The sequence below is a fragment of the Pseudomonas sp. MDT1-85 genome, assembly GCF_054898065.1.
This window is the reverse complement of record NZ_CM142715.1, coordinates 1,938,729-1,953,080: the sequence shown is the minus strand read 5'-3', so window position 1 is coordinate 1,953,080 and position 14,352 is coordinate 1,938,729. Positions and strand designations below refer to the sequence as shown.

The 14,352-nt window shown below is 58.5% G+C and carries 7 protein-coding genes; 1 reads left to right on the top strand and 6 read right to left on the bottom strand.

The genetic code is table 11. The annotated features are described in order from the left end of the window. Positions 1–41: 41 nt before the first annotated feature. On the bottom strand, positions 42–1,652 hold the full coding sequence (locus ACYZT2_RS08800) for an ATP-binding protein (protein ID WP_461971484.1): 1,611 nt from the start codon (positions 1,650–1,652) through the stop codon (positions 42–44). After that, a complete protein-coding gene (locus ACYZT2_RS08795) occupies positions 1,649–2,362 on the bottom strand; it encodes a response regulator (RefSeq protein WP_052966602.1) in 714 nt (237 codons plus the stop codon). Before ACYZT2_RS08795 ends, ACYZT2_RS08800 begins: the two co-directional genes overlap by 4 nt. A 733-nt stretch (positions 2,363–3,095) precedes the next feature. On the opposite strand from ACYZT2_RS08795, the gene ACYZT2_RS08790 reads away from it, so the two are divergent. After that, positions 3,096–5,990, top strand: a complete 2,895-nt coding sequence (locus ACYZT2_RS08790; RefSeq protein WP_461971483.1) for a ribonucleoside-diphosphate reductase subunit alpha — start codon at positions 3,096–3,098, stop codon at positions 5,988–5,990. A 155-nt stretch (positions 5,991–6,145) separates the two neighbouring features. Here ACYZT2_RS08790 and ACYZT2_RS08785 read toward each other — a convergent pair whose 3' ends face one another. The 4 genes from ACYZT2_RS08785 to flgC form a co-directional block, all read right to left on the bottom strand. Beyond that, the gene (locus tag ACYZT2_RS08785; RefSeq protein ID WP_461971482.1) at positions 6,146–11,281 is read right to left on the bottom strand and encodes a beta strand repeat-containing protein; all 5,136 of its coding nucleotides are present in this window, start codon (positions 11,279–11,281) and stop codon (positions 6,146–6,148) included. A gap of 513 nt (positions 11,282–11,794) precedes the next feature. Then, positions 11,795–13,135: a flagellar hook protein FlgE gene (flgE, locus tag ACYZT2_RS08780; protein WP_461971481.1), complete on the bottom strand. Its 1,341-nt coding sequence runs from the start codon at positions 13,133–13,135 to the stop codon at positions 11,795–11,797. Between the two features lie 31 nt (positions 13,136–13,166). After that, a complete protein-coding gene (gene flgD / locus ACYZT2_RS08775) occupies positions 13,167–13,889 on the bottom strand; it encodes a flagellar hook assembly protein FlgD (protein ID WP_461971480.1) in 723 nt (240 codons plus the stop codon). A 16-nt stretch (positions 13,890–13,905) separates the two neighbouring features. Next, a complete protein-coding gene (flgC, locus tag ACYZT2_RS08770) occupies positions 13,906–14,349 on the bottom strand; it encodes a flagellar basal body rod protein FlgC (protein ID WP_283188902.1) in 444 nt (147 codons plus the stop codon). Positions 14,350–14,352: the final 3 nt, after the last annotated feature.

Sequence of the window (14,352 nt, the reverse complement as noted above, 5' to 3'; positions counted from 1 at the left end):
GAGCCTGCTCGCGATGAGGCCCTCAAAAGCAACAAATGATCTCAACGCCGCTCCTGATTCCTCGGCCAGCTCAAACTGAAACAGGCCCCGCCCAGGCTTTTGCTTTTGCTGATCAGCGCTCGCCCGTCATGCCAATGGATGATTCGTCGCACAATCGATAACCCCAACCCATGCCCGCCCGAGGCGCGGGTGCGGCTGTCATCGAGGCGCAGGAACGGGGTGAAGATTTTCTCCCACGCCGTTTCCGGCACGCCCGGCCCGTCATCCTCGACATCCACCCGACAGCGCTGCTGCCCCACCTGATAACTGACGGTCACCCGGGAATGGGCGTGACGCATGGCGTTGCTCACCAGGTTCTGCAACGCCCGGTGCAAGTAACGCGGTTCGGCCTCGACCCAGGCGTCGTCGCAATCGGCCGCCGACAGGCACAAGCCGCGCTGCACCGTGACTTCGGCGCGCAGTGGCGCCAATTCTTCAATCACCTGATTGACCAAAGCATCCAGATCGATTCGCTGGAAATTCAGCGCCGGCGAACCTTGCTCCAGCCGCGCATAGGTGAGCATCTCGTCGACCAGCCGATCGAGGTCCTCGATGTCGTGGTCCATCCCTTCGCGGTATTTCTCCAGCGCCTCAGGCGTGGTGGCGGAGCCAATCATCTCCAGGCCAAAACGCAAACGCGCGACCGGCGTGCGCAGTTCATGGGACACGGCACGCACCAGTTCTCGCTGAATCGCCAACAATTGCTGCAAGTGCTCGGCCATGCCGTTGAACGCCGACGCCAGGCGCCCCACCGAGTCCGCGCCGCGTGCCGGTACGCGGGTTTCCAGGCTGCCTTTGGCGATGCGCGTGGCGGCGGCTTCCAGCCCGCGCAAACGGCGCTCCAGCTGACGCACCAACAGATAGACAATCAAACCGATCAGGCTCAGACCAAGCGCCGCGATCAGCACCAGCCACTCGGGCGGGTACGGATTCATTTGATACAGCGGGCCGATTTCCAGCACCCACGGCGTACCGACCATGCCGGCAAACACCCGGATCGAATCGCCGCCCTTGCCCAGCGCCATCACCGTGTCGCCTTCGGATACGCGGCGACTCTGGTCTTCGTCCATGTCGGCCTGATCGATCGTCACCAGCCGCAGATCGAAACCGAATCCCTTCTCTTCCTTTAACTGCGCCAGACGCTTGGGCTGCTCGGCCACCGGGTAGCGCACCAGTTCATCGGCCAGCAGATAAATGGTCGCCCGCGCCAGTTGCTCGCTGATCTGCTGAACTTCCCCCGTGAGCACCAGTTGCTCCTTGTCGCTGACCAAGCGATAAACCTTCGCCGCGTGCGGCCCGGTCTGCTCCACCAGTGCCTGGCCGCGCAGCACGCGGGTGCGCTGGGTCAGGTCGAGACCGGTCTGGGGGAATGTCTTCAGCGCCAATGGAATGCCGAGCAAGCGCTCCCACACCAGCAAGGCCCGGTGGCGTTCGGTTTCGTTCATCGGTTGCAGGTTATTGGCCATCAACGAGAACGTGCCGTGGGCCAGGCGCTCACGGTATTGCTCGCTGCGCACCTGATTAAGCAGGTGCAAGGCCAGCACACCAAGCACGGCCACCAGAATCAGCGCCGCGCACATGCCGCCGTAGATGCGCAGGAAGATAGAGTTCACAGGGTGCAGGCTTCCGGAACGAACAGATAGCCTTTGCTGCGAATGGTTTTGATCAGCCGTGGATGCTCCGGGTCATCGCCGATCTTCGGCCGGATGCGCGAAATGCGCACATCAATGGAACGGTCCTGGCCGTCATAACCGATACCGCGCAGCGCGGTGAAAATTTCTTCGCGAGACAGAATACGCCCGGCGTTGGCCACCAGCAGCCAGAGCAAATCGAACTCGGCGCTGGTCAATTCGATGCCTTTGTCATGCAACCAGGCCTCGCGCAAGGCGTTGTCCACCACCAGCGGGCCGAACTGTAGACGCCGTTGTTTTTCCGGGGCGGCTTCAGGCGCTTCGCTACGCCGCAATAAAGCCTGGATGCGCGCCAGCAGCAGGCGTGGGCGAACGGGTTTGCAGACGTAGTCATCCGCGCCGAGGTCGAGGCCGAGGATCTGATCGGTGTCATCGGTGCGCGCGGTGAGCATCAGGATCGGGCCGTCATACTTGTCGCGAACCTTGCGGCAAATGCTCAGACCATCTTCGCCCGGGAGCATCAGGTCGAGGATCACCAGGTCCGGTTTCTCCTTGATGATGCGCGCCGCGGCGAGGGCGCCGTTGCCCTCGATCGACACGCGCAAGCCATTGGCTTCCAGGTAGTCGCGGGTCAGTTCGGCCAGACGCTGGTCGTCCTCGACAATCAATACCTGCCAGACTTCTTGCTCCACGGTGACCTCTGCTTGCCAACATCACTTTAAAGGGAAGGATCCGCCCGTATTTTTGTAATGATTGGGGAGGATAAGAATGCATCTGCATTGGCCGATTGTATAAACGGCGCACGTCTGGAACACAAGCGGGTAAATGCGTTCGGACACAACGGTTTTTTGTGATAGGGTTCGCGCCCTTAAAAATCCGGCCGGGCGTTTTCGATCATTGAAAATCGATGAAAAATTGTCCGCTCCAGCAGCGTCGCGGCTTACACGCTCGTTCCACCTTTCACCCACAATTTACGCACAGGTTTATCCACAGGCAGTACGTTGCAATCCCCCCCCAAAACGCATTATCTTGTAGCACGGCGCCAAAAAAACCCTACATGTAGGGTTTTGACTTAAAAGCCCAACCACATTTCAGACCAGAAACTCAAGTGCTTTATTGCCTGTTTATGGTTGAACCAAGCGTGATTTTACAAGCCCAAACCGCATGCGCGGATGGCACCGTTTTTTCAGGCCTGAACGGCCACAACGGTACGGGTGTTGCAGTCATTACTGTCACCCTGAAAGGAATCCGGCTTCGAGCCCAGCTCGCAGCCAAGACTTCGGCAAGGAAGCGGCCTCATTAGCCTTTTTCCTACTGTCCCGAAGTTGTTATGCCCGACGCCCGTCGGTTGTAGTGCTTCAGGACAGAACGGTGGGCACCGTGATGGTGCCCAAACAAACATAGAGAATGTGGAGACAACCCCCCATGCAAACCGACACAACTCGCGAGAACCCGCAGGGCACCTTGCCGCAGGCCGCTGATTCGAATTCGGATCTGTCCGCCACCGCGCCTGGCCAACTGCGCGTGATCAAGCGTAACGGGACTGTCGTTCCTTACACCGATGACAAAATCACCGTCGCCATCACCAAAGCGTTTCTTGCAGTTGAAGGCGGCACCGCTGCCGCTTCGTCGCGCATCCACGACACCGTTGCCCGCCTGACTGAACAAGTCACCGCGACCTTCAAGCGTCGCATGCCATCGGGCGGCACCATCCACATCGAAGAAATCCAGGACCAGGTCGAACTGGCCCTGATGCGTGCCGGCGAGCAGAAAGTGGCCCGCGACTACGTGATCTATCGTGACGGTCGCTCGAAAGAACGCGCCGCCCACGCACCGGCCGAAGAAGCAGTCAACGCTCATCCGTCGATCCGCATCACCCGCGCCGATGGCAGCCTTGCACCTCTGGACATGGGTCGCCTGAACACCATCGTCACCGAAGCGTGCGAAGGCCTGGAAGAAGTCGACGGCGACCTGATCCAGCGCGAAACCCTGAAGAACCTGTACGACGGCGTGGCCCTGACCGACGTCAACACCGCCCTGGTGATGACCGCCCGTACGCTGGTCGAGCGTGAGCCGAACTACTCGTTCGTGACCGCCCGCCTGCTGATGGACACCCTGCGTGCCGAAGGCCTGAACTTCCTGGGCGTCGCCGAGAGCGCGACCCACCACGAAATGGTCGACCTGTACGCCAAGGCGCTGCCTGCATACATCGCCAAAGGTATCGAATTCGAATTGCTGAACCCGGTTCTGGCGACTTTCGACCTGGAAAAACTCGGCAAGGCAATCAACCACGAGCGCGATCAGCAGTTCACGTACCTGGGCCTGCAAACCCTGTACGACCGTTACTTCATCCACAAGGACGGTATCCGCTTCGAACTGCCGCAGATTTTCTTCATGCGCGTGGCCATGGGCCTGGCAATCGAAGAGAAGAACAAAGAAGACCGTGCGATCGAGTTCTACAACCTGTTGTCGTCCTTCGACTACATGTCCTCGACCCCGACCTTGTTCAACGCCGGTACCCTGCGTCCACAGCTGTCGAGTTGCTACCTGACCACCGTGCCGGATGACCTGTCGGGCATTTATCACGCGATCCACGACAACGCCATGTTGTCGAAATTCGCTGGCGGCCTGGGCAACGACTGGACGCCGGTTCGTGCGCTGGGCTCGTACATCAAGGGCACCAACGGCAAATCACAGGGCGTTGTACCGTTCCTGAAAGTAGTGAACGACACCGCCGTCGCCGTTAACCAGGGTGGCAAGCGCAAAGGCGCTGTGTGTGCCTACCTGGAAACCTGGCACATGGACATCGAGGAGTTCATCGAGCTGCGCAAGAACACTGGTGATGACCGCCGTCGTACCCACGACATGAACACCGCCAACTGGATCCCTGACCTGTTCATGAAGCGCGTCTTCGATGACGGCCCGTGGACCCTGTTCTCGCCATCCGAAGTTCCAGACCTGCACGACCTGACCGGCAAGGCCTTCGAAGAGCGTTACGAGTACTACGAAGCCCTGTCCCAGTACCCGGGCAAGATCAAGCTGTTCAAGACCATTCAGGCCAAAGACCTGTGGCGCAAAATGCTGTCCATGCTGTTTGAAACCGGCCACCCATGGCTGACCTTCAAAGACCCGTGCAACCTGCGCAGCCCGCAGCAGCACGTGGGCGTGGTTCACAGCTCGAACCTGTGCACCGAGATCACCTTGAACACCAACAAGGACGAGATCGCCGTTTGCAACCTGGGTTCGATCAACCTGCCGAACCACATCACCAACGGCAAGCTGGACACCGCCAAGCTGGAACGCACCGTGAACACCGCCGTTCGCATGCTCGATAACGTTATCGACATCAACTACTACTCGGTGCCACAAGCGAAGAACTCCAACTTCAAGCACCGTCCGGTCGGTCTGGGCATCATGGGCTTCCAGGACGCCTTGTACCTGCAGCACATCCCTTACGGTTCCGACGCTGCCGTCGAGTTCGCCGACAAGTCGATGGAAGCCGTCAGCTACTACGCGATCCAGGCGTCCTGCGACCTGGCCGACGAGCGCGGCGCTTACGAGACGTTCCAGGGTTCGCTGTGGTCCAAAGGCATCCTGCCGCTGGATTCGCAACAGATCCTGATCGAGCAGCGTGGCCAGCAGTACATCGACGTTGACCTGAACGAAACCCTGGACTGGGCACCGGTTCGCGCCCGTGTGCAGAAAGGCATTCGTAACTCCAACATCATGGCCATCGCACCGACCGCGACCATCGCCAACATCACTGGCGTGTCGCAGTCGATCGAACCGACTTATCAGAACCTTTATGTGAAATCGAACCTGTCGGGCGAATTCACCGTGATCAACCCGTACCTGGTTCGCGACCTCAAGGCTCGCGGTCTGTGGGACTCGGTCATGATCAACGACCTGAAGTACTACGACGGTTCGGTGCAGCAGATCGAGCGCATCCCGCAAGAACTCAAAGAGCTCTACGCGACTGCGTTCGAAGTGGACACCAAGTGGATCGTTGACGCGGCCAGCCGTCGTCAGAAGTGGATCGACCAGGCTCAATCGCTGAACCTGTACATCGCCGGTGCTTCGGGCAAGAAGCTGGACGTGACCTACCGCATGGCCTGGTACCGTGGCCTGAAAACCACCTACTACCTCCGCGCCCTGGCCGCGACCAGCACCGAGAAGTCGACCATCAACACCGGTAAGCTGAACGCTGTTTCCAGCGGCGGCAACCACGGTGACGATTCGGTTCTGGCTGCTCCAGCAGGTCCGGCACCAGTGCCGAAGGCGTGCGCCATCGACGAGCCGGATTGCGAAGCTTGCCAATAAACTGAGCTGAGTCAGGCGTTGCGATACGCCTGAACAAGAAACCCCTGACAGACCTCTGGTTTGTCGGGGGTTTTCTTTTGCACTGAATAAACAGCGAAGCAAAAAACGGCGAAACCTGTATTGCAGGTTTCGCCGTTTTTCCGTTGCAGTCTCCATCAGCCCATCAAGGACTCAGTCATCGACTGCCCGACCACTGGAATGGTGAAAGACTCACCGTTGTTGGTGTAGAACTTCTCGATGGTATTACCGCCGGCATTCCAGTCCTTGAGGAACACGCCGGAGTTCAGGTTGCCGCTCTGGAAGTCGGCTTTATTGAAGATGTAGACACCCAGATCGTTGGTTTTGAGTACGACGTCACTGAACGTCTGAATGTTCCTCAGAGTGACAATGTCATTACCCGAAATACCGTCATCGAAAATCGCCACCATGGTTTTGGAGGCAACGAAGTACTGATCGCTTCCTTCTCCACCATTTCCATCGCCCGAGGCGCTCATGTACAGCTTGTCGTTACCCGCCCCACCACGCAGGTCATAACCTTGACCGATTGCGATGATTTCATCGTTCCCGTCGCCGCCATCTGCAATACCGGACAGTATGGTGATGTGGTCATCGCCAGCATCGCCGAAGAACATGGAGCCGGCATCACGCACGGAACCGATGATGTAGTCATCACCATTGCCGCCATGAATGATGTCTGTCTGGGTTGCGGTGGATGCCACGCCTGTCAGCGCGCCGGTATCGGTGAAGCTGTTGCCGTACAGGATGTCATTGCCGTCACCACCATCGATGATGTCGTTACCATCGCCCCCCTCGATCATGTTGGCCATTGCATTACCGATCAACGTGTCGTTGAACGCGGATCCGACCAGGTTATCGATGTTCGTCAGCACATCACCCTCGGCATCGCCGCCGCTGCCAGCACCGGTCAACAGATTGATCTGCACCCCGGCAGAACTGTTGACGTACCACGCGGCATCGCCGCGCCCCACGCCGAACAGGACATCCGCACCACCGCCGCCGACAAAACTTTCTTTCGAACCGAGACTGCCGGTGAAGACGTCCGCATAGCTCGAACCCTGGAAGGCTTCGATAGAGGTGTATACGTCGCCAGCTGCCACGCCAGTCAATAGCGAAGCACTCAAATCCAGGGTGACGCCTGAACTTTCATAGGCAAAACTCAGGAAATCGACACCTGAGCCGCCATCGAAGCGATCCGCGCCAGCACCGCCAACAAAGATATCGCCAGCGTTGGATCCGTTGATCTGCTCGATTCCGCTGTAGATATCCCCTGCGGCCGATCCGCCTCCGGCAACGCCGACTTTGGTACTGATGAGCACCGAGCCGCTGTCGGCATAACTGGCGATATCAAAACCTGCACCGCCTATCAGTTGATCTGCACCCGCGCCACCGAACAGAGTGTCATTGCCCGCACCGCCAGTGATGATGTTGTCACCCGCGTTGCCCCGGCCGGTGAAGTTACCAGTGCCGGTATAAGTCAGACGCTCCACTTCCGCGTTCAAGGTGTAGCTGACCTGATTGGTGCGTACCTCGTCGTCCCCTTCACCTGCCAGTTCATTCACCAGAACTGCACCGGTTCCGTTGGCGATATAGATGTCGTTGCCCAAGCCTCCGCTGAAGGTCATGGTTGCGGCAGTGACCGTGAACTGATCGTCGAAGGCAGTTCCGCTGATGTTCTCGAAGTTACTGAACACGTCGCCTTGTGCATCGCCACCGACACCCGTGCCACCGTTGTTGGCAACCGTCATGACTATCGCCTGGGCAGAACTGGAGTAATCGAGCTTGTCGATGCCACCCGCACCGTCAAGGACATCGGCCTGGGCACTTGCAACGAAGGTATCGCCGTAGGACGAGCCACGGAATGCTTCGATTCCGGAATAGGAGTCGCCGGCCGCAATTCCGGTGTGTACACCGGTCTTGAGGTTCAGCGTCACGCCTGTGCCGGTGTATTCGTCTTCATAACTGACGGTGTCGGTGCCCGCACCTCCGATCAATTGATCCGCACCGCCACCGCCCATGAGCAGGTCATTACCGCTGCCGCCGGTAATGATGTTGTCGCTGGCATTGCCCCGACCGGTGAAGTTACCAATGCCGACACCGGTATAGGTCAGGCGCTCCACACCGGCACTCAACGTGCCACTGGTCTGGCTGGTGCGCACTTCGTCATCGCCGCCGTCGGCGGTTTCGATGACGTTCAGGATGCCTGTACCGTTCACAGTGTATATATCGTTGCCCGCACCGCCGGCGAAGGTCATCGAGCCGGCGGCAACGGTAAACTGGTCGTTCTGAGCCGTACCGACAATGTGCTCGAAGTTGCTGAACACATCGCCCTGCGCATCGCCCCCCACGCCAACTCCGCCACCATTGGTGACGGACATGATAACCGCCTGCGCAGAACCGGAGTAATCCAGCGTGTCGATGCCGCTGGCGCCATCAAGGGTATCGACCGCAACACTGGCAACGAACGTATCGCCATAGGCTGAACCACGGAAAGCTTCTATACCGGAGAATGTATCTCCGGCCGCGATCCCAGTGTGCACCCCAGTCTTCAAATTGACCGTTACCCCGGCACGGGTGGCATCGTCCTCATAGCTGACGGTGTCGATACCGGCACCGCCGATGAGTTGATCGGCACCCCCGCCGCCGACGAGCACATCATTACCCGTACCACCGGTGATGATGTTATCACCGGCGTTTCCCCACCCGGTGAAGTTGGAGCTGCCGGTGTAGGTCAGCCGTTCGATGTCAGCTTTCAGGACTGCCCCGACTTGACTGGTCCGCACCTCGTCATCGCCGCCGCCAGCCACTTCAATGGCATTGAGAACACCCGTGCCGTCGACGATGTAGACATCGTTGCCATCCCCACCGGTGATGGTGGTCGTTCCCGCAGTCACGCTAAACCGGTCGGCGGAAGCCGAGCCGATGATCCATTCCATATTGCTGAATTGGTCGCCTTGCGCGTCCCCGCCAAGACCCGTGCCGGCGCTATTGGTGACGGAAATATTGACGCCCTGCGCAGAACCGGAGTAATCGAGCTTGTCGATACCACCCGCGCCATCCAGGGTGTCGGCACCAGTGCTGGCAATGAAGGTGTCGCCGAAGGCCGAGCCGCGAATCGACTCGATGCTATCGAAGGTATCCCCCAGCGCCAAGCCAGTGTGCACACCGGTCTTCAGATTAAGCGTCACACCGACACCGGTTTTTTCATCTTCATAACTGACGGTGTCGGTGCCCGCGCCACCGATGAATTGGTCTGCACCTGCGCCGCCGATGAACACATCATTACCGACACCGCCGGTAATGACGTTATCACCGGCATTACCACGGCCGGTGAAGTTGCCCATGCCGGTGTATGTCAGACGCTCGACATTGGCTGCCAGCGTCATGTCGGCCTGGTTGGTCAACAATTCATCAATACCACCGCCGGCAGCCTCGATGATAGCGCCGTTGAAATAGCCGTTGATGATGTAGACATCATTGCCTGCGGCACCATTGAGCGCCAGTCCGCCGCCATTAAGCGTGAACGTATCGTTGAACGACGTGCCGACAACGGTTTCCACGTTGCTGAACGAGTCGCCCTGGGCGTCGCCGCCGGTGCCCGTGCCTGCACCAACAGTCGAGGACAGAATGCTGATGGCCTGGGCAGAGGTCGAGTAATCCAGCGTATCCCCCCCCTGAAGACCATCGAAGCTGTCGGCAGCCGCACCGCTGACGAAGGTATCGCTGTAGTTTGTGCCTTTGTAGAGCTCAATCCCGGAATAGGTGTCACCCAAGGCGATGCTGGTGTTTACGCCGGTCTTGAGGTTCAGCGTAACGCCAATGCCATTCACCACTTCGTCATAACTGGCGATATCGAAACCCGCACCGCCAATCAACTGATCGGCACCTGCACCACCGGACAACACATCGTCACCCGCGCCGCCGGTAATGGTGTTGTCGCCGGCATTGCCAACGCCCTTGAAGTTACCCGTACCGGTGAAGGTCAGCCGCTCGACGTTTGCCGCCAGATACGCAGTGTTTTGCGTCGTGCGAACTTCGTCATCACCGCCACCAACGGCTTCGATGATGCTGGCGTTGGTATTCCCGTTGATGACGTAGACATCATTGCCTGCACCACCATTGAGGGACAAACCACCGCCAGTGAGGGTGAATGTGTCGTTGAACGCCGAGCCGACGATGGTTTCCACGTTGGTGAAGGAATCGCCCTGCGCGTCGCCACCAGTGCCCGTACCGGCGCCCCCGACGGCGGACAAAATGTTGATGGCTTGATCTGACGTCGAGTAACTCAAGGTATCGTTGCCCTGAAGGCCATCGAACGTATTGGCAGCCGCGCCGCTGACGAAGGTATCGCTGTAGTTTGTGCCTTTGTAGAGCTCAATCCCGGAATAGGTGTCACCCAAGGCGATGCTGGTGTTTACGCCGGTCTTGAGGTTCAGCGTAACGCCAATGCCATTCACCACTTCGTCATAACTGGCGATATCGAAACCCGCACCGCCAATCAACTGATCGGCACCTGCACCACCGGACAACACATCGTCACCCGCGCCGCCGGTAATGATGTTGTCGCCGGCATTGCCAACGCCCTTGAAGTTACCCGTACCGGTGAAGGTCAGCCGCTCGACGTTTGTCGCCAGATACGATGTGTTTTGCGTCGTGCGAACTTCGTCATCACCGCCACCGACGGCTTCGATGATGCTGGCGTTGGTATTCCCGTTGATGACGTAGACATCATTGCCTGCACCACCATTGAGGGACAAACCACCGCCAGTGAGGGTGAATGTGTCGTTGAACGCCGAGCCGACGATGGTTTCGACGTTGGTGAACGAGTCACCTTGGGCATCGCCACCGGAGCCGGTGCCTGCGCCGCCAACAGCCGAAGTAATGCTGATGGCCTGGGCCGACGTCGAGTAGTCCAGAACATCGTTACCCTGGAGGCCGTCAAAGGTGTCGGCGGCAGCACCGCTGATGAAAGTGTCAGCCCAGTTCGTGCCTCGGAACACTTCAATATCGGTGAACGTATCGCCTTTGGCAGAACCAGTGTGCACGCCGGTCTTGAGGTTGAGTGTCACCGAAATGACGTTAGTCACATCCTCGTAACTGGCGATGTCGATCCCCGCCCCACCATTAATCTGGTCAGCGCCTTCACCGCCCATCAACACATCATTGCCAGCGCCGCCATTCAACACATCATCGCCGGCATATGCCCGTATCTGATCATCACCTGCGGTACCCACTAGGGTATCTGCCGCGTTGGTGCCATTTATAACTGCCATTACATCTTCCTTGTGTGTGTGTCGGAAACTACGCAGAAACGCCAGGCACTCCGGAGTTATCCCTCTCTGATAGCGCGAGCGCGATTACTTGTCAGTTTGAGCAGGTGAAACAGTTCCCTTGAGCGCTGTGATGGTCGGAGCGCCAAGGCGCAGCGCCGCCGCCCTGATCGACAGGCCACAGAGATCCGATAACGAGGGGGAAAAACGCACGTGCCGCTCAGGACGGCGGGGTCAGTTGCAACGCCAGAAACGGCGAACTCACAGCTTTATCACGCTTCACAGATATTCCATCCCTAGTGCCTTTTTATGACATCCATTTCAGAGCAGCCTATTGCTGCACTGTGAGGCGGACCGTACGAAAAGTTGACGGAGGCCACTTGTTACTCGCCAAGGCAGCAAGTTCCGCACCACAGGTGCCGACGAACGGCAGCGCATTTAAAAATTAAATGCTCACTGCGCACCAAAAAAAAACCGACGCACGGAGCGTCGGTTTACGGTAGAGCCAAGGAACCATCAGGTCATCTGAATGATGGTCTGCATGATGGTGCTCTGAGTCGAGATGGTCTTGGCGTTCGCCTGGTAGTTGCTCTGCGCCTTGATCAAGTCAACCAGTTCGTTGGTCAGGTTGACGTTGGACTCCTCCAGGGAGTTGGACTGGATCGAACCGAGGGTACCGGTTTCCGGCGAATCGTAGCCCGGAATACCCGACGCGTAGGTTTCTTTCCAACTGGTGCCGCCCACTGGCTGCAGACCTTGTTCGTTGGTGAAGCTGGCGAGCGAGATCTGGCCGATTGGTTTGGTCTGGTTGTTGCTGAAGTTGGCCAGCATCACACCGCTGCCATCAATGGTCAGGTTGGTGATCTGGCCGGTGGCGTAGCCGTTCTGCGCAGGAATCGAACGCGCGGTGTCGGCGTTGAATTGCGTGGTGTTGGTCATGGAGAGGGTTACGCCCCCCGGATCGGCGGCGGCGCCGTTGGCGGCCCACACGCCATTGGTCACCTTGCCAGGAATCCAGCCGGTGATCTTCAGGTCAGGGCTGGTTATCACGGATGGCGGAACGGTCGCTGGAACAACCGGTGTGGTGACCGAAGTCAGCTTGCCGGAGCTGTCGAAGTTCATGGTCGAAGCGACCGGCAGGGACACCGGAGTCGCGGTAGGACTAGGGTCGCTGCCATTCGGGTTGCGACCATCAATCAGGGTGTAGGTTTTCCAGGTGTTTGCGCCAGTCTTGACCATGTACTGGTCCATGACGTGCGAGTTACCCTGAGTATCGAAAATCGGGGTGCTGAACTGCTTGGTGAAGGATGCCTGCTTGCTCGGGTCGAACGGGTTGGCAACCTGATCGATATTCAATGCCGTAGAGTTCAGGTTGATCGTCGACGAAACAGTGGTGGTGGTTTTCGGCGCCAGGTTCGAGGTGTCGATGCGCAGGTCGGTCAAAATGCCATTGACGATCTTGCCATTGGCATCCACACCGTAACCCTGCAGACGCGCGGTGTTGTCGGTGTTGGTGACGTAACCTTCCTTATCGACCTTGAACGTACCGGCACGGGTGTAGGACAGCGAGCCGCTGTTGTTCAACACGAAGAAGCCGGAGCCGTTGATGCCCATGTCCAGCACGTTACCGGTGTTGCTGATGTCGCCCTGGGTGAACTGCTGTGAAACGTTGGCCAGGCGCACACCGTTACCGATGGTTTTGCTGCCGGAACCCAGCTTGGTTGCCGAGTATACGTCTTCGAATTCTGCACGGGACGATTTGAAACCGGTGGTCGCGACGTTGGCGATGTTGTTGCCGGTCACGTCCAGTTGTTTGTTGGATGCATAGAGACCGCTAAGGCCGATATTGAAAGACATATTCCACTCCTTTGTGCCGTGTTAGTCGGCTCTACATACCAATTGTTTGTACTTTGGACAGGGCAACGCTGCCCAGGCCTGCCAGGTTCAGCATCAACTCACCGCCGGTCTGACTGATGGTCACGCTGTTGACGGTTGCTGGCAGGTTGGTGATCAGCGATACCGCCTGGCTATCGATGGTCGTCGACGCCGCGAAGGTGTAAGTGCCCGACGTCAGGTCTTTACCCACAGAGTCCTTGCCGTCCCAGATGAAGCTGGATTTGCCGGCTGCCTGAGCCCCCAGATCAATGGTGCGAACAAGCTTGCCCTCCGCATCCGTGATCTTCACCGTAACTCCCGCCACCGACGCCGGGAGCACGACCTCACCGTTAAACGACTTCGAGGTATCGACCACGGCTTTGCTTCCCGGTGCGATGACCGAGCGCCCCACCAGCGACGAGGCTTGCAACGCCTGCGACGAGCTGTTGCTGGCGGCAATGTTGCTCACGGTGGTGTTGAGCGTAGTGATCCCTTCCAGGCTGCTGAACTGCGCCAACTGGGCAACGAACTCGCCGTTGTCCTGCGGCTCCAGCGGGTTCTGGTTTTTCAGCTGTGTCACCAGCAACTGCAGGAACGCGTCCTTGCCCAGGGCCTTATTGCCGCTGGCGCTGTTCGTTGCCGACGCCAGGCCGGTGGCACTGGTGTTGGTCTTGACCGAAGAGTTGGCCAGGATGTCCTTGATGCTCGGGCTACTGGTGGTATCGGTAACACTCATCGAAAGTCGCCCCTTATCACTGACCGAGGGTCAGGACCTTCTGCATCATGGTTTTGGCGGTGTTCATCATTTCGGCGTTGGTCTGGAACGAACGGCTCGCGGAAATCATGTCGGCCATTTCTTCGACGACGTTGACGTTCGGGTAGTAGACGTAGCCCTTGCCATCGGCAGCCGGATGGTTCGGCTCGTAGCGCGCGTCAAGATTGCTCTGGTCTTCGACCACGCCCAGTACTTGCACGCCTTGACCGGCTGCGTCCTGGTTCTGGAACAGCGAATCGCTGCCGCCGCTCTGGCCGCCCTGGAACATGGTGGCGAACACCGGGTGACGGGCACGGTAGGTCTGGTCGATGCTCGAGGAGACGGTCTCGGCGTTGGCGATGTTACTGGCGACGGTGTTCAAGCGAGTGGTCTGGGCACTCATGCCGCTACCGGCGATGTTGAAAACACTGGCAAGGGACATGAC